Origin of the sequence: Pararhizobium sp. LjRoot255 (assembly GCF_964252905.1) — a bacterium.
Classification (GTDB): domain Bacteria; phylum Pseudomonadota; class Alphaproteobacteria; order Rhizobiales; family Rhizobiaceae; genus Pararhizobium.
In genome coordinates this window covers 2,125,622-2,150,547 of sequence record NZ_CAXUPQ020000001.1, presented here as the reverse complement: position 1 = coordinate 2,150,547, position 24,926 = coordinate 2,125,622, and the positions used below count along the sequence as shown (strand labels likewise).

The window sequence follows — 24,926 nt, the reverse complement described above, 5'->3', positions numbered from 1 at the left end:
GCAATTCCGGACGGAAAACCGTTTCACACTTTTCCTGGAATTGCTCTAAAGCCCGCGTCGGCGCTGATGGCGGGCACGCAGCCAGAAGATCAGGAAAAAACCGAGCACGAACAGGGTGCCGACGACGGCTGCCAGCCATGGCGAGATATCACCGAGGGAAAGCATGATCTTCGGCAGGATGAAGAAGCCGAACCCGACGACGGCGAGGATGATGGCAGCGGCAATGGCCGGCGAGCGGTCGTTCTTTTCCGGCGCGGTCATGCCGTCTCCTTCTGCGCGAGTGCCGCGCGAATATCGTCGAGTTTGCGTTTCTGTGTTCCATCGCCTGAAAAATTGTCCGGCGATAGCCAGGCCTCGAAGGCTGCATTGAGCAACGGCCATTCGCCGTCGATCATCGAAAACCAGGCCGTATCCCGGTTCGCCCGCTTGGAAATCATATGCTGGCGAAAGACGCCTTCGAAGGTGAAGCCAAGGCGGCCCGCCGTCCTCTTGCTTGCCTCGTTGCGGTTATCGCATTTCCACTCGTAGCGGCGATAACCGAGATCCTCGAAGACATGTTTGGCCATCAGGTAGTGCACTTCGGTCGAGAGCGGCGAGCGGGCCATCGCGAGGGAATGCGCGACGCCGCCGACTTCGACCACCCCGTTTGCCGGATCGGGGCGCATGTAGTTGGCCATGCCCACCACATCGCCGGTGGCCTTGTCATAGAACACTTCGGTGATCCAGCCGGATTTCTGTACCGCGGTCAGCCATGCATCGAAATCCTCGATGGCGCGGAAATCATCCTGCGAGAAATACTGGAGGCGTCCATTGATATCGAGCCCGCCAAAGGCCTGCCACAGGGCCTGCAGATGCCTTGCCCGGTCGTAAGGCTCGATGCGGACATAGCGGCCTTCGAGGGTTACCGGCTTCGGGGCCGGGCAACCGGTCCAGTTCGTCAAATCGCGCATCTGCTGTTCTCCAGAGAGACCAAACCACCAGCTTGGGATCGGCCCGGGATCCCCGGGACCGATCCCGAAACTTTGACGCTGGCATAGGACAGCTCAGGCATCCGCACAAATGCAAAGTGGTGATGGATGGATCACCACGGCGATTTGATCGGCGGTTCGCCCGTCTGGGGAACCGACGTTCTTGGCTCGGCAGCGGGCGTCTTGGCGGCCAAGACCGTCGCCTCGATATGATCGACCAGTGCATCGGCAAGGCCGAGGCGTCCGGCGAGAAGATCGAGGTAACCGCGTTCGGCGCGGCCGTCCGGCTCGATGGCGAGGCGCGACGCGGTGTAGAGTTCGACACGTTCCTCTTCCGTCCTTGCGGCTGCGACGATGGCGTCGAGATCGACCGGATTGCTCAGCTCGTCATCGAGGAACTGTTTGGCTTCGGAATCGAGGCCGGAGAGCCTGACCTTGTCCATGATGTGGGCGCGCTCGGCATCGTCGATATGACCATCGGCGCGGGCGGCGGCGATCATGGCACGGACAAGGACGAGCACGAAATCGTTGCGGACGACGGCGGGTTCCGTGCTGAAGCCGGAATCGGCCGGCGGCGGCAGGAGCTCGGGCTGCGGCTGCGCTTCGGGCTGCGCGGCCGGCTCCTTGCCGGCCTGATAATTCTTGTAGGCCTGATAGCCGAGGCCGGCGATCGCGGCGAGACCGCCGAGCTTCAGCGCAGCACCCGTGACTTCGCGGCCGGTTCCCGTACCAAGCAACACGGCGGCGATGGCGCCGGCGGCAAGCGGATTGTCCTTGGCCATCTGCGTCACTTGTCCCGCGCGATCGCGCACCGTGCCGCCCGCACCCGGGATTTGCGAGCCCAGGAACTGATCCAGCAATTTCTTCGCGTCAAACATTCGGTCGCACTCCCTTGGCCGATTGAACCCGGATTGAGACATAGGAATGCGACGAAAAGAATACAAACGCGAAGACGAAAAAGGCCGCACCCAAGGGAGCGGCCTCTCCAGTGCGTCCATGCGCGGCAATCAGCCCTTCAGGGCAAAAGCCTCGGCGGCAAGCCTGGTGATGCCGGCCCAGTCGCCCTTGGCGACGAGGTCCTTCGGTGCGACCCAGGAGCCGCCGACACAGACGACGTTCGGCAGCGACAGGTAATCCTTGGCATTCGACAACGAGATGCCCCCGGTCGGGCAGAACAGCGTGCCGGCAAGCGGCGAGGACAGCGCCTTCAGGTAAGCCGCGCCGCCGGCCTGTTCGGCCGGGAAGAATTTCATGACCTCGTAGCCTTCTTCGCGCAAGCCCATGACTTCGCTGGCGGTGGCGGCGCCGGGCAAGAGGGGGATGTCGGAATCATTGGCGGCGTCGATCAGCTCCTGCGTCGTGCCGGGGCTGACGATGAACTGAGAGCCGGCCTCGACCGCCGCCTGATACTGGGCCGCATTGAGGATGGTGCCGGCGCCGGCGACAGCGCCTTCGACTTCATTGGCGACGGCGCGGATCGCTTCGAGCGCGGCCGTCGTGCGCAGCGTTATCTCGATCGCCTTCAAGCCGCCGGCAACGAGCGCCCGCGCCAAAGGCACTGCGGTTGCGACGTCGTCGATGATCAGCACCGGCACCACCGGCTGCAATTTCAGGACGGAAAGAAGTGTGTCGGTTTTCTTGCTCATGCCGGCCGCCTTTGCTTTAAAACGATTGAAATCGCTGTTCGAATACTCTTCCCGTCTGCTTTTGTCGAGACCAAACGGGCGTTTTCGAGCTTATTCGAGCATGGTGACACAGGCTTGACACGGGCGCCGCGGCGCCCGGCGATACCCGCCCCTAGCCCGAAGTGCTTGCTTGTTCCCGTGCCACAAATCTGTAGTCTACACGAAATCAACCGAGGCGATGCGATGGCCAAGGAAATAGAGCGCAAGTTTCTGGTGGCCTCCGATGGATGGCGCGAAGAGGCGGATGGCGGCACTAACCTGCTGCAGGCCTATATCGTCACGATGGACGATCGCTCCGCCCGTGTGCGGCTGATGGACGATGCGCGGGCCAAGCTGACGATCAAGATCGGCAACGGCTCCATGACGCGAGACGAATTCGAATATGATATCCCGGTCGATGATGCGAAAGAACTGATGTCGAAGGCGATCGGCCTCGTCATCGAGAAGACGCGCTATGAAGTGATCCATGGCGGCTTTGTCTGGGAAGTCGATGTCTACCGCGGCGCGCATGAAGGCCTCGTCATCGCCGAAGTCGAACTGAGCGCCGAAGGCGATACGCCGGAGCTTCCGGCCTGGCTTGGCACCGAGGTAACCGGCGACCCGCGCTATTCGAACCAGTTTCTGGCCACCAACCCGTTGGCTTCGAGGAACGACCATGAGCTATCATATTCACCCTTCTGAGAACTTCACGCAGGAATTCCGGGCGGTTGGCAGCGAGCAGTTGGAGCTTGCCATCGCGGCCCTGACCGAGCGACCAGACGGACTGCTGGAAGCGGTCCATGAAGCGCGCAAACATTTCAAGCGACTGCGCTCCCTCTACCGCCTCGCCGCCACCGATGCGCCGGCATTCAGACAGGCCGAAAACGCGCGCATACGCGACATGGCAAAAACGCTTTCGACGTTTCGCGACGCGACGGCGCTCGTCGAGGTCAGCGAATATGTGCAGGGTCATGCCGAAAACAACGAGGAGCGCGCAGCATTGAAACGGATCGGCAAGATCCTGACGGTCCGACGCGATAGGCTAGCGGCCGACGAGCAGCCACTCGAAGAAAGCGTGGCGAAAGCGATTGCGACTTGCGGCCAAGCGGTGGAAGCGCTGTCGCATCTCACGTTCGAGGATGGTGGCAACAAGAGCGCCAAACACCTCGCCAAGGGCTGGCGCCGGATGCTGAAGCGTGCGGCTGCGGCACGCGACGCCTGCAAGGACACGACGGACGCGCATCTGTTTCACGAGCTGCGCAAGCGCTGCCAGGACTACCGCTACTACCTCGATCTCTTGCAGCCGCTTTGGCCGTCGGCCTTGCATGCAAAGAGGGTCGAGGCAACTGAGCTGGTCGATCTGCTCGGCCATCACAACGACCTTGCGCTCCTCTCCTCCCTCGTCAACGAGCAGCCGGACCTTTTCGGCAAGAGCGAGGATCTGGCCCATCTACTTTCGGCGGTGATCTCACGGCAGGAGGCGCTGCGGAAAGCAAGCCTTGACGCCGCGGGGCAGGTTTTTCGCGAAAAGCCGATGGCCGAAAGCCGGAAAATCAAGCTGTTGTGGCGTGATGCCGCCTGACGGCGCCCATTCGTTTTGGGATTGATGCTGCCATCGCGTGGCAGTACGGTCCGGCATGTCCCGCTCGACCCGCCTGTTCGACCTCATCCAGCTTCTGCGCACCTACCGCCGCCCGGTGAGCGGCGCAGCACTCGCGCAGCGCCTCGGCATCAGCATCCGTACGCTCTACCGCGACATCGCCACGCTGCAGGCGCAAGGCGCCGACATCCAGGGCGCGCCCGGCTTCGGCTATGTGCTGAAGCCCGGTTTCCTGATGCCGCCGATGATGCTCAGCGAAGAGGAGATCGAGGCGCTTGTGCTGGGCGCGCGCTGGGTGGCGGCGCGAACCGATGACGAACTGAAAGACGCCGCCCGCAATGCGCTGGCCAAGATCGCCGCCGTGCTGCCGGCCGACCTTAGGCGCGAGCTGGAGACGAATTCCCTGCTTGTCTCCTCGGCCAGAAAACCCATCGTGGGCTGCACGGATTTGGCGGCGGTCCGCGAAGCCATCCGGCAGGGCTTCAAGCTCGATATCGGCTATGCGGACATAAACGGCCGATCCACGAACCGGCGCATCTGGCCGTTTGCGCTGGGTTATTTCGAGGAAACCCGGGTTCTCGCTGCCTGGTGCGAACTGCGTGAGGATTTCCGCCATTTTCGGGCCGAACGCATTGCATCGATGATCGTAACCGATATCCGCGTTCCGCAGACGCGACAGCATTTGCTGGCGGAATGGCGCCGGGTTCATAACGTGAAAAGCGACATGTGATCCTACTGCCAGAAACTGACAGCAGGCCCAAATAGAAAGGTCTCCGCAAACCACCAAGGAGACCATCATGAAAGCCGATTATGTCCTGCTCGCCGTCGACAGCCCGGCCGAGAGCGCCAATTTCTATCAGGTCGTTCTCGGCACGACGCCCATAGAGCTTTCGCCGACCTTCGCACTCTTCAAGATGAACGAAAGCACAAAGCTCGGCCTCTGGTCCAGAAAGACCATCGAACCCAAGGTCGTCGTCGATGCCGGCGGCAGCGAACTGGCAATCTCCGTCGACGACCGCGAGCGGGTCGATGCGCTGCATGCCGAATGGAGCAAAAAAGGCATCACCATCCTGCAGGAACCGGTGGCGATGGACTTCGGCTATACCTTCACCGGCGCCGACCCGGACGGCCACCGCCTACGCGTCTTCACGCCTGAAGGCATCTGACACGAAATGCCGCGGCCCGGCCTGAACCGCTGGGCCGCGATGCGGATTGCGCGAAAGAGCCGAAAGCTGTATTTCACGCCGCATGACAGACATACTCCAAACCCCGCGCCCGGAAACCGCCTTCCTGGAAGCCGACGGCCAGTTTCTGGTGGCGGCGCTTTATCATTTCGTTTCCTTCGAACGGTTCGCCGACTTTCGGCAGCCGCTGCAGAAGACGTGCGACGACAATCAGGTGAAGGGCACGCTGCTGATCGCTCACGAAGGCATCAACGGCACGATCGCCGGGCCACCGGACGGCATAAAGGCCGTTCTCGCCTTTCTTCGCAGCCAGCCGGAATTCAAAACTCTCGAGCACAAGGAAAGCTGGGCATCCTCCATGCCCTTCCTGCGCATGAAGGTGCGGCTGAAGAAGGAGATCGTCACCATGGGTGTCGAGGATATCGACCCCAACAAGGTGGTCGGCACCTATGTCGCGCCGAAGGACTGGAACGCGCTGATTTCCGATCCGGACACCCTGGTGATCGACACCCGCAATGACTACGAGACGGCGATCGGCATCTTTCGCGGTGCTGTCGATCCGAAAACCAAGAGTTTTCGCGATTTTCCCGAGTGGGTGAAGAACAATACCGGCCTGCACAACAAGCCGAAGATCGCCATGTACTGCACCGGCGGAATCCGCTGCGAGAAAGCCACCGCCTTCATGAAGGAGCAGGGCTTCGAGGAGGTCTACCACCTCAAGGGCGGCATACTGAAATATCTGGAAGAGATGCCGCAGGAGGAGAGCCTATGGGACGGCGCCTGCTTCGTCTTCGACGACCGGGTCTCGGTGACGCATGGTTTGAAAGAGGGCGAGCACACCCTCTGCCACGCCTGCCGCCAGCCGTTGACGCCAGAAGAGCTGACGTCGCCGCACCACGAAGAGGGCGTTTCCTGCGTGCACTGCTACGACACGCGCACTGAGGAAGACCGCATGCGCTACCGCCAGCGCCAGCAGCAGATCGAGCTCGCCAAGAAGCGCGGCGAGCGGCACCTCGGAAGTTAGAGCAAATCCAGGGCGAAGCGTTTTTCCGTCCGCAATCGGTTTAAGCAGCCCTCGTCTGGCTTTTCAGGGTGGCCAATGCACCGGACACCGCCTAGCGCGAGCGGCTCTCGTCAAGTGCGGCGGTCACCGACTCGACAGAGTGCACCTGCCCAACCTCCGCGTGAACGATCTCCCGCACGAACCGTTGCAGATGTTCGCCAAGGATAGCTTGAGTTCCGGAATCCGCCAAAATCTCCTCACGCTGTTCCGGCGTTTTGCCAAGAAGATTGATCCGGAAGAAAGCCGCTTCGACCCGCCGAACGGACATGGTCTTCAGCACTTCCGTCAGCGCCTCCAGCGCATCATCGCCCCGATGGGAGGCGTGCACCAGCATCACGGGTTTATGCGGAATTTCATCGCGGGAGACCAGCCAGTCGAGCGCATTCTTCAACCCGCCGGGAATGCCATGAGCATATTCCGGCGAGGCGATGATCAGCCCATCGGCGGCGCGGATTTTGGCAGCCAGCGCCAGCACCGAGGCCGGCATGTCATCGGCCTCGCGGTCCGGATTGAAGATCGGGAGATCGCCGATCAGGTCGCAGATTTCGATGCTGAGGTCCGGCGGAGCAATATCGCGCAGTGCTTCCAGCAGGGCACGATTCGTCGAAACCTTTCGCAGGCTTCCGCAGAGCGCGTATAGGACCAATGGGCCGGGCATCCTGTTCTCCGCTATAGAATCAAGCCCGGCCATGATGCAGTTTGGCGCGGCGCTGTCACCCGGCCTTGTGATTGCCTTTCGGAAACTGCCCTGCCAGTTCCTTGTACCAGTGACCACTCTTCTTGATGGTGCGGACCTGCGTTTCGTAGTCGACATGGACGATGCCGAAACGCATCCTGTAGCCTTCCGCCCATTCGAAATTGTCCATCAGGCTCCAGGCGAAATAGCCCTTCATCGGATAGCCTTCGGCGATCAGGTCGGCCGTGACGGATAGGTGGTCGGCGATATAGTCGAGGCGCGGCTGGTCGTCGACCGCGCCGTTTTCGACGCCCATATTGTAGCAGGCACCGTTCTCGGTGATGTAGCAATCCGGCAGTTCGTAACGCGCATTCACCGTGCGGATCAGGTCGCCGAGTGCCTGCGGGAAGACTTCCCAGCCGATATCGGTCTTGACGTCGCTGACCGGCTTGGCGATGACCGTTGCCGGGAATTCGGCGCCTTTCGCCGGATCGTGGCTGACACGCATCGGCGTGTAGTAGTTGACACCCCACCAGTCGGTCTTCTGGTTGATCGTCGCCATGTCGCCATCCTCGATCGCCGGCATGCGGCTGCCGAGCGCAGAAAGGAACCGTTCCGGATACTCGCCCTTGAAGATGGGGCCGAAAAAGACACCGTTGTGGAAATCGAAGGCGCGTTCGGCCGCAGCCTTGTCTTCGGCGCTGTCGCTGCCGGCATAGACATGCATGGGATTGATGACGATGCCGACTGGCAGTTTCGGCTGCGCCTCGCGCACAGCGGCAACGCCGAGGCCATGGGCGAGATTGGTGAAATGCAGCGCGCGAAGTGCTGCAACCATGTTGCGCTCGCCCGGCGCATGAATGCCCCAGAGATGGCTGAGCCAGACCGAACACCAGGGTTCGTTGAAGGTCGCGACGGCATCCAGCCGATCGCCGAGGCGTGAGATCACCGTCTTGGCATAGCGCTGGTAGGCATAGGCCGTCGAACGCGCCGTCCAGCCGCCGTCGCCCATCAGTGCCAGCGGCAGGTCCCAGTGATAGAGCGTCGCGAAGGCCTTGATGTTGCGCGCCTTCAGACCATCGACGAGGCGGTCGTAGAAATCGAGACCCTTTTCGTTAACCGGGCCGGTGCCCTCCGGAATGATGCGCGGCCAGGCGATGGAAAAGCGATAGGCTTCGACGCCAAGGCTTTTGATCAGGTCGAGGTCTTCATCGAGCCGGTTATAGTGATCGCAGGCGACATCGCCGTTGTGACCCTGATAGACCCGGCCCGGCATGTTGGCAAAGGCGTCCCAGATAGAGGGCTTGCGGCCATCGGCCTTGGTGGCGCCCTCGATCTGGAAGGAGGCAGTCGCCACACCGAAGATGAAATCGCCCGGGAAACGCGCGGCAAGGGTTTTTGGATCGATCATGAAAATCTCCGATCTACATTCGTCAGGGCTGCAGCGCCCGCATTCGGCAGCGGGTTTAGCCAAGTGAACTGGCCTTGTACAGAGCGTATATGGCAAGTCTGTAACGTTACAGATTTATGTCGGACACGTCCATTTTTGCCTCGGGAGCCGTCTCGCCGGCGCTCCGGACAAATACGTGCCGAGCAAATAATGGATTGACAGATTATTTTTGAATTTCTATTCTAGAATAGCCATTCAAAAAAGAGGTCCTTCGTGTCTCGTCCCCGCTCCTACGACCAATCGTCCGTGCTGAATGGCGCCATGCATGCTTTCCGTCGCGATGGATATCAGGGGGTCTCGATTCGGGATCTCGAAGATGCGACCGGTCTCAAGGCTGGCAGCATATACAACAGCTTCGGCGACAAGGCTGGATTGTTCGATGCCGCCTTCGAGCACTACAACAAGACCGTCCTTGGCGGTCGGATCGACCGGTTTGCCCCGGCTGCCGCCGGCACTACTGGTCTGCGTGACCTTTTCATGTCGCTCATGCATGAGCCGAACGGCGAAAGCTACGGCTGCCTGATCACCAATTCCGCGGTGGAACTTGGCCGCGACGAGAACGCCTACCGTCACGTGCGCTTCGGCATGGAGATGCTTTTGAAGGTTTTCGCCGAGCGGCTGCTCGCAGCACAACAGGATGGCACCCTGCGCGCCGGCACCGATCCCGTCCTGGCAGCCACGAAGTTGCTCGCCCTTTATCAGGGCCTTTTGGTCCTCGTCCGCGCGGGCCAGGACAAACAGACGCTTGAGCGGCTCGTGGCCGCGGAATTTCACCAATTGGAGGCTCACCATGACATCTGAAGCACTGTGGAAACGATATGCGGCGGTTTGGTCGATGGAGGGCGACGGGCGCGAAACGGAGCTTGCCACCTGCCTCGCCGGCGACGCGACCTATTGCGATCCGAATGGCCTCATCCACGGACCGGCAGAACTTTCGACATATATGGGTCATTTCCGGCAGAGCGCGCCGGGTGGACACTTCCAGATTCGATCGGTCCACCACCATCACGGCCGGTCACTCGCCAACTGGGCGCTGCACGGACCCGATGGTGGCATACTGCAGACAGGCACGAGCTTTGCAACGCTGACAGACGATGGCCGCCTGCATCATATCAGCGGCTTCTTCTATCCTGCGGAGCAAGGCGTCCAAGCGTGAGCATCGCCTCCGCGTTTGATTTGGCCCGCGACTTTGCAGATCGCATTCACGGCGTCGGACCGGTTTCGACATCGCGGTTTTTCGGCGGGGTTGCGCTGAAGGCGGACGGTGTTCAGTTCGGTTTCGTCATGAAGGGCTCTCTCTATCTGAGAGTGGACGGCGAAGGGAGGGCAACCTTCGAAGCAATGGGCGCGTTGCCCTTTCAATATTCGAGCAGTTCGGAAAAGGTGACGGTCACAAGCTATTATGAAGTGCCGGCCGAGGTCATGGAAGACGCCTATATGCTCTCCTACTGGGCGGTTCGCGCCCACACAGCGGCGCCCAGGCCAAAACGAAGCACCACGAAACTGGCGCTACCGCGAAATGTCCGCGACAGCGCCTGATACGATCAAAAATGATCAGACCTTCACCCAGGCGCCGTTACGCTTGGACGACTGCACGCAGGCATCGACGAAAACCATGCCCTTCATGCCATCATCGATCGTCGGATAGAGGACCGCCGGATCGACGGCCTTGCCCACGCGCCGGGCATAGATGGCGCGGGCGGCCTCGGTATATATGTTGGCGAAGCCTTCGAGATAGCCTTCCGGATGGCCCGACGGGATGCGCGAGACGCGGGCGGCGGAGGGGCCGGAACCGGCGCCGGCGCGGGTGATCAGGCGCTTCGGCTCGCCGAACGGCGTGTACCAGAGGTAGTTCGGGTCCTTCTGCGTCCATTCGAGACCGCCCTTGGTGCCGTAGACGCGGACCATCAGGCCGTTCTCGTGGCCGGGGGCAACCTGGCTGCACCAGAGCATGCCCTTGGCGCGCTGGCCGTCCCTTTCCTTGAAGCGCATCATCACATGGGCATTGTCGTCGAGCGCGCGGCCCTTGACGAAGCTGTCGAGATCGGCTGCAAGCTCTTCCAGTTCGAGGCCCGAGACGAAGGCGCCGAGATTATAGGCATGGGTGCCGATATCGCCGGTCGAGCCGCCGGCGCCGGACTTGGACGGATCGGTGCGCCAGGCGGCCTGCTTCTGGCCAGACTGCTCAATGTTTTCCGTCAGCCAGTCCTGCGGATATTCCATCTGCACCAGCCGGACCGCACCAATATCGCCGTTCGCGACCATCGAGCGAGCCTGCCGCACCATCGGATAGCCGGTGTAATTGTGCGTCAGCACGAAGAGGGCATCGCTCTCGTCGGCCAGCTTCTTCAGTTTCCTTGCGTCCGATAGCGTCGAAGTCAGCGGCTTGTCGCAGATCACGTGGATGCCGCGCTTCAGGAATTCCTTGGCAGCCTCATAGTGCACATGGTTCGGCGTGACGATGGCGACGGCCTCGATACCGTTCTTCAGCTTTGCCTCGCGGATCGCCATTTCCTTGAAATCCGAATAGCTGCGCGTGGGGTCAAGACCGAGTTCGGCGCCGGAGGCCTTGGCCTTTTCCGGCGTGGACGACAGCGCGCCGGCGACCAGCTCGAAATGATCGTCGAGACGGGCTGCCATGCGGTGGACCGCGCCGATGAACGCACCGGAACCGCCGCCGACCATGCCGAGCCGGATACGCTTTTCGCGAACCTCTGTGGTTCCTTCAATTGCCATGTTTTGCTCCTGAAAATCAATTGATGTCGATGGGCCCCTCATCCGCCCTATCGGGCACCTTCTCCCCGCAAGCGGGGAGAAGGACGGTCCCGCAGGCTCCTCAGCCAAATTAGGGCACGTCCCCTCTCCCCGCTCGCGGGGAGAGGGTTAGGGTGAGGGGCAAAACTCTCAAAGCCCCAGCAGGCGCCGGTTGGCCGCCTCGTCGGTGCCGCTGTCGGCGAAGTCGTCGAAGGCCTTTTCGGTGACGCGGATGATGTGATGCTTGACGAATTCAGCGCCTTCCCGCGCGCCGTCTTCCGGATGCTTCAGGGCGCATTCCCATTCGACCACGGCCCAACCGGCAAAATCGTTGGCCGCCATCTTCGAGAAGATCGCGCCGAAATCGACCTGGCCGTCGCCCAGAGAACGGAAACGGCCGGCCCGGTTGACCCAGCCCTGATAGCCACCATAGACGCCCTGCCGACCGGTCGGATTGAACTCCGCGTCCTTGACGTGGAACATCCGGATGCGATCCTTGTAGATGTCGATGTTTTCCAGATAGTCGAGGCACTGCAGCACGTAGTGCGAGGGGTCGTAGAGCATGTTGGCGCGCGCGTGGTTGCCGGTGCGCTCCAGGAACATCTCGTAGGTGATGCCGTCATGCAGGTCTTCGCCGGGGTGGATCTCGTAGCAGACATCGACGCCGCAATCTTCGGCGTGGTCGAGGATCGGCTTCCAGCGTCGGGCAAGTTCATCGAAGGCGGTCTCGACGAGGCCGGCCGGGCGCTGTGGCCAGGGATAGACGAAGGGCCAGGCAAGCGCGCCGGAAAAGCTCGCCATCGCGTCGAGGCCGAGATTTTTCGACGCCGTCAATGCGAGCTTGACCTGCTCGACCGCCCATGCCTGCCGCGCCTTCGGGTTGCCGCGGACTTCGGGCGCGGCAAAGCCGTCGAAGGCTTCGTCATAGGCTGGATGCACGGCAACGAGCTGGCCCTGCAGATGGGTAGAAAGTTCGGTGACCTCGATGCCGTTGTCGCGCGCCGTCCCAGTGAACTCGTCGCAGTAGGCCTTGGATTCAGCGGCTTGTCTCAGGTCGATCAGGCGTCCGTCCCAGCTCGGCACCTGCACGCCCTTGTAACCGCAATCGGCGGCCCATTTGGTGATCTCTCCCCAGGAATTGAACGGGGCGGCGTCACCGGCGAATTGTGCGAGAAAGAGCGCGGGGCCCTTGATAGTCTTCATCTGTCGTCTCCTCCGTCAAAAGAAGGGCCGCTCACCCCGGCCACATCGGTCAAAGCTTGAAATACCTCTCCGTCGCGCACCGATACAGGAGCAACGGCCTGACCTGAAACGTTGCAGGACGGCCGGGAAGCTATCATGTCTGGCCCGCCGGGCAACCGTTTCATCGCAAGTTTTTGAGAAACTGCCGTGAAAATGAAAAGCTGCCCGCCGCATCGCGCGACAGGCAGCTCAAGTGTCAAATCCGGATCAGAAGGGTGAATCCGGGAAGTAGAAATCCTTCGCATTATCCTTGGTGATCAGCGTCGCGTCGATCGTGTAGACGCCGCGAACGGGAACCTGACCGTAGAAATGGGCAGCCGTCATCTCGAGCGCCGTACCGACCATTGCCGGCGGATAGAGCACATCGACCGGGATCATCTTGTCACCCTCCATGACCTTCTTGACCATATCCTTCGAGCCGGCGCCGGCCACCACATACTGGATGTCCGTGCGCTTGGCCTGATCGATTGCCTGCAACACGCCGACGGCCATGTCGTCGTCCTGGCACCAGACAACGTCGATCTTCGGGTATTTGGTCAGATAGTCCTGCATGACCTTGAAGGCGTCGTCGCGATTCCAGTTGCCGAACTGGCGGTCGAGAACCTTTACATTGGAGCCTTCGATGCCCTTGTCGAAACCGTCCTGGCGCTGCTGGTCGATCGGGATCGGCAGACCGCGGATGACGACGACTTCGGCATCCGGCGTCGTTGCCTTGATATATTCGCCAGCCGTCTGGCCGAGTGCCGGGTTGTTTCCGGCAACATAGAGGTCGCGGACCGTGTTGTCATTGACGCTCGGCGCGCGGTCGACGAGCGCGACGAACGTGCCCTTGCCCTTGACCTCCTTGATGGCGTTGACGAGCGGATCCGGATCGGACGGCAGGATGACGAGCGCGTCGATGCCCTGGGTCTCGAGATCCTGCACGGCATTCGCCTGGCTTGCCGGATCCGGCGACGTCTTGACGATGACGTTGAGGCCCGGATGCTGCTCCATCAGGAGCTTGGCGACACGCTCGGCGTGAAAGACGACACCTGCCGTCCAGCCATGGTCGGCGGCCGGGATCGAAACGCCGATCGTGACCTTCTTTTCCTCCTGCGCGTGGGCCACGCCGGTCAGCGCCATCATGGCGACGGCTGCAACGCCCATTAGTCCTTTACGCATGTTTCTCTCTCCCTGGTAAATGCGGGTCTTTTTTCTTGAGACCGGGCGACCCATGAACCCGGTTATTCACGATTTCCGCACCAGCGAGCGCTGAACGAGCATGGCGATGATGATGATCGCGCCCTGGATGGCACCGATCAGATATTCGCTGATGAAGTTGGAAAGCAGCATGATGTTACCGACAAGCTCGAGGATGAAGGCGCCGCAGATCGTGCCCCAGACACGTCCCGCCCCGCCTTTGAGCGCGGTGCCGCCGACGACGACGGCGGTGATGGCCTGAAGCTCCCAGAGGATACCCGTCGTTGCCGAGGTCGAGCCGAGGCGCGGTACGTAGAGGAGAACCGCGATCGCCACGCAAAGGCCCTGGATCACGAAGGCGATGGTGCGGACACGATTGACGGGGATGCCGGAATAGCGGGCGACGTCGCTGTTGGAGCCGACCGCCACGACATGCCGCCCATAGCGCGTGCGGTAAAGGACGAAGGCCGCAACGCCGGTGACGGCGAGGATCACCGCGATCGGAACCGGCATGCCGAGGATTGAGCCGAAATAGGCCGGCCGATACATTTCCTGGAGTTCCGGCTCGCGCAGCGTGATCGCCCCGCCCTGCGACAGCCAGGTGGTCAGGCCGCGATAGATGCCCATCGTGCCCAGCGTCGCAATAAATGGCTCGATCCGGCCGACTGTGGTGATCAGACCGTTCGCAAGGCCGCAGAGGGCGCCCGCAATGACCGTGAAGAGAACGGCTGCGGTCAGCATCAGGGCGGGATCGGCGATGACGCCCGAATTCATGAACAGGATCATCAGGCTCGCGACGAAGGCAACCATCGAACCGACGGACAGATCAAGATCGCCCGAGGAGATCACGAAGGTCGCGCCAACGGCGATGATGGCGATGAAGGCGCTGCGGGTCGCGACGTTGGCGAGGTTGGTGATGCCGATGAAATTCGGGTTGACGATCGCCCCGAGGATCAGGAGCAGCACCAATGCTGCAAAGGGCGCGACAGCCCGAAGATCGATATCCCGCCAGGTCCGGCGCCGGATTTCCCGGGTTTCCTCATTCACGCTCATATCCAAATCAACCTCCCGTCCCATGATCCATGGGAATTCGCTTCAAGGGCCCCGTGCGTCTTTCCGCGCAGTCAGGCTACCGCCTTCTTCTTCAATCCCGCCGCGTAACGCATGATCTCCTGTTCGGAAATTTCGTCCCCCTCCAGCATGCCGACGATCCGGCCTTCGCGCATGACGGCGACGCGCGTGCAAAGCCCGATCACCTCAGGCATTTCCGACGAGACGACGATGATCGAGCGGCCGTCGCGGGCGAGCGCCGAGATGAAGTGATAGATCTGCTGCTTGGTGCCGACATCGATGCCACGGGTCGGCTCGTCGATGATGATGATATCGGGCTCGATCTCCATGACCTTGGCGAGAAGCAGCTTCTGCTGGTTGCCGCCCGACATGCGGCCGGCGACCACATTGCCGTCGCGCACGCGGATGTCGAAGCGCCGGCGCGCCCGCTCCAGTGCAGATGCCTCGCTGGCGGGGCTGAGATAACCGAGCTTGCCGTGCCTCTCCAGCGACTGCAGTGTCAGATTGGCGGTCATGCGCGAATTGAGGAGCAGTCCCTTGGATTTGCGATCCTTGGTCATGTAGGCGAGGCCGCAACGGTTTGCCGCGTGCACATCGCCTGACGGCACCGCTTCCCCCTTGATGACCACCTCGCCGGAAGCGCGAGACCTGAGCCCGGCAACCGCCTCCATCAACTCCGTGCGGCCCGAGCCGATCATGCCGGAGAAGCCGAGGATCTCGCCCTTGCGCACGTCGAAGCTCGCATCGCGGACATAGCCGGTCGAAAGCGCGTTGACGCTGAGCATGACCTCTTCGTCGACATCCGGCTCGCGCTTGGCCGGATAGAGCTTGGACAGCTCGCGGCCGACCATCAGCTGGGCGATCGATTCTCCGTCGAGCATCGCCGTCGGCGACGTCTTGATCCACTGGCCGTCGCGCAGGACCGTCACCCGGTCCGTCAGTTCCATGACCTCGTCGAGCTTGTGGGACACGAAAACGAAGCTCGTGCCCTGATCGCGCAGCTTGCGCACCTGCCTGAACAGGAAATTGGTCTCCGCGCGCGACAGGACGGCGGTTGGCTCGTCCATGAACACCACCCGCGCATCACGGCTGATGGCCTTGGCAATCTCGACCATCTGCTTGTCGGCGATCGAAAGCGTGCTGATCAGCGCGTTTTCATCGACATGCGAGCCGAGAAGATCAAGGACGCGGCGCGCCTCAGAGCGCATGTACTTGCGATCGAGCACGCCGAAACGGGTGACTTCGCGGCCGAGGAACAGGCTCTCGGTGACGGTCAGGTGTTCGGCGAGGTTGAGTTCCTGGTGAATGATGACGATGCCGAGCGCTTCGGCCGCGCCGTTGGGCGGCAACTTGACCGGATTGCCATCGAGAATGATTTCGCCGGAGGTCGGCTGTTCGAAACCGGACAGGATCTTGACGAGCGTCGACTTGCCGGCGCCGTTCTCGCCCATCAGTGCGTGGATTTCGCCGGCACGCAGGTCGAAATTGACGCTGAAGAGCACCTGCACGCCACTGAACGACTTGCTTATTCGCCTCGCGGACAGCACCACCGTGCCGGCGTCGACGGTCTCCGAACCCATCACGTCCCTCCCTGCGGCTCCCATCCGCTTGGATGTTGTGTAAACCTTTACATAGATCATGTAAAGGTTTACATCTGGACATAACAGAGAATTTCTCCAGGCGGGCTTTGACCACCGGACAAGTCTGTGTAGTGTCCCGCCGAGACTGAACCCAGGGCAGAACGCAGTGTCGAATTCCACGCCGGCAACAATCGAGGACGTCGCCCGCATCGCCGAGGTTTCGATCGCGACGGTCTCGCGGGCAATCCACATGCCGGAGAAGGTGGCGAACTCGACGCGGCTCAAGGTAAACCAGGCAATTGCCGTTACCGGCTACACGACCAATGCCATGGCGCGCAGCCTGAGGCTGGGCCGGTCGAACATGATCCTCGTCGTGGCTCCCGACATCGGTGACCCGAACTTCTCCAACATTCTGGTCGGGCTCGAGAACGAGGCGCGATCGCATGGCTACGGCGTGCTGATCGGCCACACGCAGAACGACGCCCAGCGCGGGCTGGAATATCTGAAGTTTCTCAATTCCAACCAGGCGGCCGGGCTCATCCTGTTCACCGGCATTCTGCCCTTCGGCCACCAGGCCATGACCGCGCGCCTGCCGCCCAGCGTCGGCGTCTTCGAACCGGTGTTCAACGGCGGCATACCCTATGTCGGCGTCGATGATATCGAAGGTGCCCGCAAGGCGGTCGACCTTCTGCTTGCCGAGGGTCACAGCAAGATCGCCTTCATCGGCGATTCCCGTACCCGCCTTGCCTACAGCCGGCGGCGCATGGGCTATGAGGCAGGGCTGGACGCAGCCGGGGTCAGTGCCGATCTGCGCATCGTGCTCGAAGGCGACGGCACGATCGAAAGCGGAAGGCTGGCGGTCGAGCAGCTTTTCATGCGCGACACGCTGCCGACCGCCTTCATGTGCGTCAACGACCAGACCGCCATCGGCGTGATGATCGGCCTCAAGGCGCGCGGCTACGATATCCCGCGGGACTTTTCAGTGACGGGCTTCGACGATGTGCCGCAGGCGGTCTTCATGAGCCCTGCCCTCACGACCATCCGCCAGCCGCGCACGTTGATCGGCAAGCACGCAATGGCGCTTTTGTTGGAACTGCTGTCCGACGGGCGCCCAGCCGAAACGGAAATCCTGCTGCGTCCCGATCTCGTCGTGCGCAATTCGGTTTCGGCACCGTCGCGCATATGGCGATAGGGAGCGCGGCTTTGCGACTGGGCCGACTTGTTCTTTATGCGCGGGACGTGGAGGCCATGGTCGGCTTCTATGAAAAGCATTTCGCGTTCAAGCCACTCCGGCAGGCGAACGACCGGATCATCGAGCTCGTTGCATCGGATGGCGGCGCCAATCTGATGATTCATCCGGCGGGCCAGGCCCAGAAGATGGGCCAATCGTTGGTGAAACTGGTCTTCGACGTCGAGGATGTCGAAGCTTTCTGTACCAAATGCGCCGGCGATGGACTTGAATTCGGATCGCTGCACCGAGCCGACAGCTACGTGTTCGCCAACGCCAAGGATCCGTGCGGAAATTCCATTTCGGTTTCCAGCCGGTCATTCAGGCAGTCGCCCGGGAGACGGTGAGCCGCCGTCGCCGGACTTCGGCACGCTTGCATTCGGTCGCGAAGCGGCACAACCTTTCATGCGCTGCCGCAGGAACGTTCGGCGCACGCGCGCATTCAATCTACGAATTTGGGTTGGACGGAACGCCCCGCGCGCAGATGGCAAGGCGAAAATCAGGCTTTAAATACGGAGGAACACACAATGACGAAGAACACGATCTGCCTATGGTACGACAAAGACGCAGAAGCCGCCGCCCGCTTCTACGCCGAAACATTTCCCGACAGTGCCGTGGGGGCTGTCATTCGTGCACCTGGAAATTATCCCGACGGTAAAGAGGGAGACGTATTGGTCGTAGAATTCACTGTCGCGGGTATTCCTTGTATCGGATTGAACGGCGGTTCCGCGTTCAAACACAACGAAGCCTTCTCGTTTCAGATCGCAACTGACGATCAGGAGGAAACCGACCGCTACTGGAACGCGATCGTCGGCAATGGCGGCCAGGAAAGTGAATGCGGCTGGTGCAAAGACAAGTGGGGGGTGTCCTGGCAGATCACGCCACGCGTACTGACCGAAGCGCTCGCGGCAGGCGGTGATCAAGCAAAGCGCGCCTTTGATGCGATGATGACAATGAGGAAGATCGACGTGGGGGTAATCGAAGCGGCTCGGCGCGGTTAAGGCATCATCGCGGCGTGCGGCAATTCCTTTCCAGAGCGTCCGCGTCCGGCACACAGCTGCCGCAGCCCTCTCGCAACCTAGCCCGCAGCATCGCCACATCAGGTCGAAAAAAGAGCCGGGAAGCTCTCGCTCCCGGCTCTCTCCCTGAAATCAAGGCTGCATCAGACGTAGCGGTTGACGACGTTTTCCAGGAGTTCCTGCTTGCCGGATTTCGGCTGCGGGTTGATGTCCCTGGTCTCGACGTGGTGGGCGATCTCTTCCAGCGAATATTCGCCGCGCAGCATCTTCTGGCTTTCGGCAGAATCCCAGCCGGCGTAGCGTTCGGCGAGCGGCTGGGACAGCGCCTTGTCCTCGATCATCTTCGCTGCCGCCCTCAGGCCGCGGGCGCAGCAATCCATGCCGCCGATATGGCCGATCAAAAGGTCCGCCGGATCGAGCGACTGGCGGCGGAGCTTGGCGTCGAAGTTGGTGCCGCCGGTCTTGAAACCGCCGCCTGCCAGCACGTGGTAGTAGGCGAGCGCCATTTCCGGAACGTTGTTCGGAAACTGGTCGGTATCCCAGCCGGACTGGTAGTCGTTGCGGTTCATGTCGATCGAGCCGAAGATGCCGAGCGCGTTGGCGAGCGCCAGCTCATGCTCGAAGGAATGGCCGGCCAGGATCGCATGGCCCTGCTCGATATTGACCTTCACCTCGTTTTCGAGACCGTTCTTCTTGAGGAAGCCGTAAACCGTCGCGACGTCGTAGTCGTACTGGTGCTTGGTCGGCTCCTGCGGCTTCGGCTCGATCAGGATCGTGCCCTTGAAGCCGATCTTGTGCTTGTACTCGACGACGAGGTTGAGGAAGCGGCCGAGCTGATCCAGCTCGCGCTTCAGGTCGGTGTTGAGCAAGGTTTCATAGCCTTCGCGGCCGCCCCAGAGAACGTAGTTCTCGCCACCGAGCTTCTGCGTTGCATCCATGCAGGTCTTCACCGTCGCAGCCGAGAAGGCGAAGACGTCCGGATCGGGATTGGTCGCGGCACCCGACATGAAGCGGCGGTTGGAAAAAAGGTTCGCCGTGCCCCAGAGCAGCTTGACGCCGGTCGCGGCCTGCTTCTCGGCGAAATAATCGACGATCTCGTTGAGGTTCCTGGTGTTCTCGGCAAAGTTCTTGCCTTCCGGACGCACGTCGGCATCGTGGAAGCAATAGTAGGGCGCGCCGAGCAGCGAGAAGAATTCGAAGGCCACATCGGCCTTCAACTTGGCGGCCTGCATCGTGTCTTCGAACCACGGACGCAGGAAGGTCTGGCCGCCGAAGGGGTCTCCGCCCGGCCAGGTGAAGGTGTGCCAGTAGGCGACGGCAAAGCGCAGATGATCTTCCATGCGTTTGCCGAGGACGATCTCGTCCGGCTGGTAGTGGCGGAAGGCCAGCGGGTTGGTGCTGTCGGGGCCTTCATATTTAATCTGGGCGATATCGCCGAAGAAACCGGTGCTCATGGTGTTGTCTCCTTGGTTGTTGTCTCAATTGATCGTCTAGGCGCGGCCTGCCCCTCACCCTGACCCTCTCCCCGCACGCGGGGAGAGGGGACAACCGAGTTTGCCGCTTGTCCCTTCTCCCCGTCAGAACGGGGAGAAGGTGCCCGACAGGGCGGATGAGGGGCCGGCGACCATCGTCAGAATGCTGCGGACTTGATCGCCGGATAGAGCCGGCGATAGCGCTGATAGGCATCTTCGTACGCCGCCCGCAGCGATGCGTCGGGCTGAACGGTTTCGGCGGTGACGGGGGCGGTGAAAACCGACAATGGATCGGCTTTGGTCGCGGCGACGAGGCCGAGGCGGGCAGCACCAAAGGCCGCACCGAAGTCGCCGTCCGCCGGAATATCGACAGGGATGCCGAGCGCGGTCGCGATCGACTTCAGCCAGTAGCGTGAACGCGAACCGCCGCCGATGGCGGTAACGCGGGACAGAGCGGTGCCGGCGGCCTTGAGAGCTTCCAGGCTGTCGCGGAGCGCAAAGGACACACCTTCGAGCACAGCCTGGGTCAGGACGACGCGGCTGCTTTCATGGCCGAGCCCGGCGAAGACGCCGCGGATGGCGGCATCGTTGTGCGGCGTGCGCTCACCGGAAAGATAAGGCAGGAAGGTCAACCCGGAGGGCGCCTTGAGCGTGTCTCCGAGTTCCCCCGTTAGCTCGCTGGCACTTTTGCCGGTAACGCCCGAATGCCAGTTGAGCGCATCGGTCGCCGACAGGATGACGCCCATCTGATGCCAGGTGCTGGGCAGTGCATGGCAGAAGGCATGAACGGCGCTGGCCGGATTTGGCAGATAGCTGGAATTGGCAGCGAAGAGAACGCCGGACGTGCCGAGCGAAACGAAGGCATTGCCCTCGCCGACCGTGCCCATGCCGCAGGCGGACGCCGCATTGTCGCCGGCACCGCCGGCAACGACGACACCCGAGCCCATACCCCACCTGGCGGCGAGATCGCTTTTCAGCGTGCCGCCCGCCTCGGTGCCCTCGATGAGGCTCGGCATCTGCCGCTCCTTGAGGCCGGTAGCGGAAAGCAGGCTTTCCGACCAGGCGCGCTTGCCGGTATCCAGCCACGAGGTCCCGGCGGAATCGGACATTTCCGAGATATGCTCGCCTGTCAGCCACAGACGCAGGTAATCCTTGGGCAGGAGTACCCAACCGACCTTGGCAAAGATGTCCGGTTCGTTTTCAGCGACCCAGACGAGCTTCGGCGCGGTGAACCCGGGAAAGACGATATTGCCGGTCAGGGCGCGGAACTGGGGATCGGCATCCAGGGCCGCCGCCTGCTTAAAGCTGCGCGTATCGTTCCAGAGGATGCAGGGGCGCAGCACCTTGTCCTCGGCATCGAGCAGTGTCGCGCCATGCATGTGGCCGGAAAGGCCAATACCCTTGACGGCGGCAAGTTCCGCCGGATGCGACGCCTTCAGCCCGGCGATCGCCTCCTCCGTCGCCCGGATCCAGTCCGCCGGATCCTGCTCCGACCAGCCGGGATGCGGACGCAAGACGTCGATAGCAGCGGATGCCGACCCGATGACCCGCTGGCCATCGTCGATCAACAGCGCCTTTACCCCGGACGTGCCGAGGTCAATCCCCAGATACATGAAGGTCTCCCTAAAGTTCTTCGCCGTGTTCGGGCCTTTGGTTTTCGTCACCTTCATCGAAGGGCAAATTGTCCTTCAGGAAAATGTCGATATAGATGCGCTCCTGCGCGCCGATGACCGCGGCGCCATCGGCCTTGGCCTTCAGCACCCGCACGGCGCTGCGCACTTCGTGGCCGGCATCCTGATTGAGGACGGCGTCGATCAGCCCCTCATTCAGCGCCGCGCGCGTATGCCGCGTCAGTTCATGGGCAATGACGCAGACCGGCGGGGCGTTTTTTCGCTGTTTCAGGGCGGCGATCAGGCCGCGATTGCCGGCACCGAGACTGTAAATGCCCACGGTTCCCGGTGATGCGGCGAGCGCCTCGCCGACAAGCTTTTCCGTCAGCACAGAATCATCCTGTCCCTCGATAACCGGCAGCAGCGTGCGGCCGGGAAAGTCCTCATTCAGCACTGCGCGAAACCCGTCGAGGCGTTCGCGATGGTCGCGCACCAGCATCGAACCGGCAAGCACCGCGATCGGTCCCGGTCGGCCACCGAGAAAGCGGCCCAGCAGGCTTGCCGCCGTTCGCCCCGCCGCAACGTTGTCCACGCCGGCGAAATGATCGCGCGCGGAGCCGGCCAGATCGGAAACCAGCGTCACCACCGGAATGCGGTCGGCTCGCAGGCGGTTTACGGCCGCAATCACATCCGGGGATTCAACGGCGACCACCGCCACGCCGGCCGGAGCAGTTGCGCGGACCTCGTCCAATGCCGTAACCAGCGCTTCGGCGTTGAAGGCCGGTACCTTGACGATGGCAATCACCATCCGCTCCAACGGAGCGCGGGCCATCGCCGCATGCACCTGCGCTTCAAGGCCGCGCATGAAGGAATTGTCGCCCGAAGGCAGGATGAAAACGAAGGGATAGACGCGGCTCTTGGCGAGGTTCGCAGCCGCCATGTCACGGACATAGCCGATGCGCTCGATGACCTGCTCGACCCTTTCGCGCGTCACCTTGCGGACGCCTGCGCGCTGGTTCAACACCCGGTCGACGGTCGCAAGGCTGACTCCCGCCGCAGCGGCAATATCGTGAACTGTCGGGCGCATGTTTCCTCCGCGAGAACCCTTAACGGAAAATTTGAGGTACGTAAATCAGAAAATCATTCCGCCATTTTGAAAGCGGTTTGGCACGCCGTCGAGCGCCAGGCAAGACGTTTGCTAAGGCGCTCGTGCAGGCAACACCGCCATCGCTTCTCTCACAGCTTGTGCGAGAACCACATCCATATAGCGATTTGTGACATGGCCGAGCGCAAAGCCGCCCATGAAAAGTCGCCGGCTTGAACAGATCGAGGCACCCGCCCGGCCGTAGATCATCGGCTGCTCCGTGCCCCTGAAACAGGCCAACGATATTGTGGCCCTCCAGCAAGGAGAGCAAGGCTGCCCATTGGAAAGCGGGAGAAAAGTGTCGCCATTCATGCAGAATGACCCGAAGTATTACCTCAGGGCATTCTGGTTGATCAAACCGGTGGCGTATAGGGATTTTCGCGACAGGGGCAGGTCAGTGGCCGCCCCCGCCACCACTTGGGGCTGCCTGCGGCTTCTTGATCAGAAAGGCGCATACGACCAGGGCTCCGAACAGGTAGGTGAGGATCAGGAAGACGTCGATGAAGGAGAGGATCGTCGCCTGCTGCTGCACCATGCCGGAGAGCTTCTGGATCGCGATCGTCGCACCATCGAGACCGTGCGAATTGTATTTCGCGACCATGTTGTTGAGCTGGTCGATGGCTTCCGGGTTGCCCCACTGAACATGCTCCTGCAGCCGGGCATAATGCTCTTCCTGGCGCTGGGTCAGGATCGTGTTGATCGCTGCCAGGCCGACAGCGCCGCCGAGGTTGCGGGTCAGGTTGAACAGGCCGGACGCGGCGCGAACGCGTTCAGGAGAGAGCGTGCCGAGCGCTACATTGTTGATCGGCACCATGCAGAGCATCAAGCCGCAGCCGCGCAGGATCTGCGGGACGAGAAGCTCGTAGAAATCCCAGTCTGCCGTGAGATGACTCATCAGCCAAGTGCCGGTGGCGAAACTGGCAAAGCCTATCGCCATCATCACGCGCGGATCGAGCTTGGTCGAGAGCTTGCCGGCGACGGGCGCGGTGCAGAACATCGCAAGGCCCGAGACGAACATGGTCTCGCCGATCATCAGCGAATCATAGCCGCGGATCCGGCCGAGATAGAGCGGATAGAGATAGGTGAGCCCATAAAGCCCGATGCCCATGACAAAGGAGAACAGCGATCCGAATGCGAAGTTGCGGTTGGCGAACGCTCGCAAATCGACGATCGGGAACTCGACCTTGAAGGCGCGGTAGAAGAAGATCAGGGCACCGATCGCCGATGCGATGGCGCCCATGAAGATATATTCGTCGCTGAACCAGTCATTGGCATTGCCTTCCTCGAGCACGTATTCGAGCGAGCCGAGGAAGACCGCCATGGAGAGAAGACCCCACCAGTCGAACTTCTTCATCAGGCCATGTTCCGGCTTGTCGAAATCGATGAAGTTCCAGGTGATGATCGTGACGATGATGCCGGGAACGATGTTGACGAGGAACAGCCAGTGCCAGGAAAAGGCATGGCTGAGATAGCCGCCGACCGTCGGGCCGATGGTCGGGGCGAGCGTCGCGACAAGGCCGATGATCGGCGAGACGATGCTGCGCTTGGAGGGCGGGAAGATGGTGAAGGCTGCCGCGAACACCGACGGGATCATGCCGCCGCCGATAAAGCCCTGCAACGCGCGGTAGACGATCATCTGATCGATATTGGTTGCGGTTGCCGCAAGCGCGCTGGCGATGGTGAAGCCGGCCGCCGAAACCGAAAACAGGACGCGGGTGGAAACGATGCGCGCCAGCGTGCCCGACAGCGGGATCATGATCACTTCGGCGATCAGGTAGGCCGTCTGCACCCAGGCGACCTCGTCGGAGCCGGCGCTGAGGCCCGCCTGGATTTCCGCAAGCGAGGCGGAGACGATCTGAATATCGAGGATCGACATGAACATGCCGAAGACCATCGCGAGGAAGGCGATGAAGCGCTTCGGATCCATCCGCTCTTCAGCACCGGCGGCAGGAAGCGGGATCGTGCCCGCGGTGGCAGTGGCAGCCATCGGCTCTTGCTCCCGGCCCGGCTCCCGTTCCGACG

Annotated in this window: 26 protein-coding genes; 11 read left to right on the top strand and 15 right to left on the bottom strand. The window is 61.7% G+C overall.

Annotation, left to right across the window (positions count from 1 at the left end):
- Positions 1 to 45 precede the first annotated feature (45 nt).
- From ACSQ2W_RS10430 to ACSQ2W_RS10415, 4 genes are all read right to left on the bottom strand, one after another.
- Positions 46 to 261 (bottom strand): hypothetical protein, encoded by a 216-nt coding sequence (locus ACSQ2W_RS10430; protein WP_436086174.1) that lies wholly within the window; start codon positions 259 to 261, stop codon positions 46 to 48.
- Positions 258 to 950, bottom strand: coding sequence for a GNAT family N-acetyltransferase (locus ACSQ2W_RS10425; protein WP_436086173.1), 693 nt, complete (start codon positions 948 to 950; stop codon positions 258 to 260). The genes ACSQ2W_RS10430 and ACSQ2W_RS10425 overlap by 4 nt, the downstream gene beginning before the upstream one ends.
- 131 nt (positions 951 to 1,081) lie before the next feature.
- On the bottom strand, positions 1,082 to 1,846 hold the full coding sequence (locus ACSQ2W_RS10420; protein WP_436086172.1) for a tellurite resistance TerB family protein: 765 nt from the start codon (positions 1,844 to 1,846) through the stop codon (positions 1,082 to 1,084).
- A gap of 129 nt (positions 1,847 to 1,975) precedes the next feature.
- A complete protein-coding gene (locus tag ACSQ2W_RS10415; RefSeq protein WP_018327996.1) occupies positions 1,976 to 2,614 on the bottom strand; it encodes a 2-dehydro-3-deoxy-phosphogluconate aldolase in 639 nt (212 codons plus the stop codon).
- Positions 2,615 to 2,836: 222 nt separating this feature from the next.
- On the opposite strand from ACSQ2W_RS10415, the gene ACSQ2W_RS10410 reads away from it, so the two are divergent.
- From ACSQ2W_RS10410 to trhO, 5 genes are all read left to right on the top strand, one after another.
- Positions 2,837 to 3,334 carry a CYTH domain-containing protein gene (locus tag ACSQ2W_RS10410; protein WP_436086171.1) on the top strand — a complete coding sequence of 166 codons (498 nt, stop codon included), beginning with the start codon at positions 2,837 to 2,839 and terminating at the stop codon, positions 3,332 to 3,334.
- Positions 3,309 to 4,214, top strand: a complete 906-nt coding sequence (locus ACSQ2W_RS10405) for a CHAD domain-containing protein (protein WP_436086170.1) — start codon at positions 3,309 to 3,311, stop codon at positions 4,212 to 4,214. Before ACSQ2W_RS10410 ends, ACSQ2W_RS10405 begins: the two co-directional genes overlap by 26 nt.
- 55 nt (positions 4,215 to 4,269) lie before the next feature.
- A complete protein-coding gene (locus ACSQ2W_RS10400) occupies positions 4,270 to 4,962 on the top strand; it encodes a helix-turn-helix transcriptional regulator (protein WP_436087748.1) in 693 nt (230 codons plus the stop codon).
- A gap of 67 nt (positions 4,963 to 5,029) precedes the next feature.
- The gene (locus tag ACSQ2W_RS10395) at positions 5,030 to 5,398 is read left to right on the top strand and encodes a VOC family protein (RefSeq protein ID WP_436086169.1); all 369 of its coding nucleotides are present in this window, start codon (positions 5,030 to 5,032) and stop codon (positions 5,396 to 5,398) included.
- An 82-nt stretch (positions 5,399 to 5,480) separates the two neighbouring features.
- A complete protein-coding gene (gene trhO / locus ACSQ2W_RS10390) occupies positions 5,481 to 6,440 on the top strand; it encodes an oxygen-dependent tRNA uridine(34) hydroxylase TrhO (RefSeq protein ID WP_436086168.1) in 960 nt (319 codons plus the stop codon).
- Between the two features lie 91 nt (positions 6,441 to 6,531).
- Here the strand turns inward: trhO and ACSQ2W_RS10385 are convergent, their stop codons facing one another.
- Both ACSQ2W_RS10385 and ACSQ2W_RS10380 read right to left on the bottom strand, forming a co-directional pair.
- Positions 6,532 to 7,137 carry an NADPH-dependent FMN reductase gene (locus ACSQ2W_RS10385; RefSeq protein WP_436086167.1) on the bottom strand — a complete coding sequence of 202 codons (606 nt, stop codon included), beginning with the start codon at positions 7,135 to 7,137 and terminating at the stop codon, positions 6,532 to 6,534.
- 55 nt (positions 7,138 to 7,192) lie between these two features.
- A complete protein-coding gene (locus ACSQ2W_RS10380; RefSeq protein WP_436086166.1) occupies positions 7,193 to 8,566 on the bottom strand; it encodes a GH1 family beta-glucosidase in 1,374 nt (457 codons plus the stop codon).
- 252 nt (positions 8,567 to 8,818) lie between these two features.
- Between ACSQ2W_RS10380 and ACSQ2W_RS10375 the strand changes: the two genes are divergently transcribed.
- Genes ACSQ2W_RS10375 through ACSQ2W_RS10365 form a run of 3 tightly spaced genes read left to right on the top strand, consistent with a single transcriptional unit; the run spans position 8,819 to position 10,144 of the window.
- Positions 8,819 to 9,406: a TetR/AcrR family transcriptional regulator gene (locus ACSQ2W_RS10375; RefSeq protein ID WP_436086165.1), complete on the top strand. Its 588-nt coding sequence runs from the start codon at positions 8,819 to 8,821 to the stop codon at positions 9,404 to 9,406.
- Positions 9,396 to 9,761: a nuclear transport factor 2 family protein gene (locus tag ACSQ2W_RS10370; RefSeq protein WP_436086164.1), complete on the top strand. Its 366-nt coding sequence runs from the start codon at positions 9,396 to 9,398 to the stop codon at positions 9,759 to 9,761. The genes ACSQ2W_RS10375 and ACSQ2W_RS10370 overlap by 11 nt, the downstream gene beginning before the upstream one ends.
- Positions 9,758 to 10,144, top strand: a complete 387-nt coding sequence (locus ACSQ2W_RS10365; RefSeq protein WP_436086163.1) for a TfoX/Sxy family protein — start codon at positions 9,758 to 9,760, stop codon at positions 10,142 to 10,144. The genes ACSQ2W_RS10370 and ACSQ2W_RS10365 overlap by 4 nt, the downstream gene beginning before the upstream one ends.
- Before the next feature lie 15 nt (positions 10,145 to 10,159).
- On the opposite strand, the gene ACSQ2W_RS10360 is transcribed toward ACSQ2W_RS10365, so the two are convergent.
- From ACSQ2W_RS10360 to ACSQ2W_RS10340, 5 genes are all read right to left on the bottom strand, one after another.
- On the bottom strand, positions 10,160 to 11,341 hold the full coding sequence (locus tag ACSQ2W_RS10360; protein ID WP_436086162.1) for a Gfo/Idh/MocA family protein: 1,182 nt from the start codon (positions 11,339 to 11,341) through the stop codon (positions 10,160 to 10,162).
- A 168-nt stretch (positions 11,342 to 11,509) separates the two neighbouring features.
- Complete coding sequence (locus tag ACSQ2W_RS10355) at positions 11,510 to 12,562, bottom strand: sugar phosphate isomerase/epimerase family protein (RefSeq protein ID WP_436086161.1); 1,053 nt, start codon at positions 12,560 to 12,562, stop codon at positions 11,510 to 11,512.
- Positions 12,563 to 12,808: 246 nt separating this feature from the next.
- Positions 12,809 to 13,762 (bottom strand): substrate-binding domain-containing protein, encoded by a 954-nt coding sequence (locus ACSQ2W_RS10350; RefSeq protein ID WP_436086160.1) that lies wholly within the window; start codon positions 13,760 to 13,762, stop codon positions 12,809 to 12,811.
- 66 nt (positions 13,763 to 13,828) lie between these two features.
- A complete protein-coding gene (locus tag ACSQ2W_RS10345; protein WP_349435940.1) occupies positions 13,829 to 14,833 on the bottom strand; it encodes an ABC transporter permease in 1,005 nt (334 codons plus the stop codon).
- A 71-nt stretch (positions 14,834 to 14,904) separates the two neighbouring features.
- Positions 14,905 to 16,431 carry a sugar ABC transporter ATP-binding protein gene (locus ACSQ2W_RS10340; RefSeq protein WP_436086159.1) on the bottom strand — a complete coding sequence of 509 codons (1,527 nt, stop codon included), beginning with the start codon at positions 16,429 to 16,431 and terminating at the stop codon, positions 14,905 to 14,907.
- A 166-nt stretch (positions 16,432 to 16,597) separates the two neighbouring features.
- On the opposite strand from ACSQ2W_RS10340, the gene ACSQ2W_RS10335 reads away from it, so the two are divergent.
- The 3 genes from ACSQ2W_RS10335 (at position 16,598) to ACSQ2W_RS10325 (ending at position 18,660) form a co-directional block, all read left to right on the top strand.
- Positions 16,598 to 17,623, top strand: coding sequence for a LacI family DNA-binding transcriptional regulator (locus tag ACSQ2W_RS10335; RefSeq protein WP_436086158.1), 1,026 nt, complete (start codon positions 16,598 to 16,600; stop codon positions 17,621 to 17,623).
- 11 nt (positions 17,624 to 17,634) lie between these two features.
- The gene (locus ACSQ2W_RS10330) at positions 17,635 to 18,006 is read left to right on the top strand and encodes a VOC family protein (protein WP_436086157.1); all 372 of its coding nucleotides are present in this window, start codon (positions 17,635 to 17,637) and stop codon (positions 18,004 to 18,006) included.
- Positions 18,007 to 18,186: 180 nt separating this feature from the next.
- Complete coding sequence (locus ACSQ2W_RS10325) at positions 18,187 to 18,660, top strand: VOC family protein (protein WP_436086156.1); 474 nt, start codon at positions 18,187 to 18,189, stop codon at positions 18,658 to 18,660.
- A gap of 161 nt (positions 18,661 to 18,821) precedes the next feature.
- Here the strand turns inward: ACSQ2W_RS10325 and xylA are convergent, their stop codons facing one another.
- From xylA to ACSQ2W_RS10305, 4 genes are all read right to left on the bottom strand, one after another.
- A complete protein-coding gene (gene xylA / locus ACSQ2W_RS10320; protein ID WP_436086155.1) occupies positions 18,822 to 20,132 on the bottom strand; it encodes a xylose isomerase in 1,311 nt (436 codons plus the stop codon).
- A gap of 176 nt (positions 20,133 to 20,308) precedes the next feature.
- On the bottom strand, positions 20,309 to 21,763 hold the full coding sequence (xylB, locus tag ACSQ2W_RS10315; RefSeq protein ID WP_436086154.1) for a xylulokinase: 1,455 nt from the start codon (positions 21,761 to 21,763) through the stop codon (positions 20,309 to 20,311).
- Positions 21,764 to 21,773: 10 nt separating this feature from the next.
- A complete protein-coding gene (locus ACSQ2W_RS10310) occupies positions 21,774 to 22,847 on the bottom strand; it encodes a LacI family DNA-binding transcriptional regulator (protein WP_436086153.1) in 1,074 nt (357 codons plus the stop codon).
- Between the two features lie 451 nt (positions 22,848 to 23,298).
- Complete coding sequence (locus ACSQ2W_RS10305; protein ID WP_436086152.1) at positions 23,299 to 24,891, bottom strand: DHA2 family efflux MFS transporter permease subunit; 1,593 nt, start codon at positions 24,889 to 24,891, stop codon at positions 23,299 to 23,301.
- Between the last annotated feature and the right edge of the window lie 35 nt (positions 24,892 to 24,926).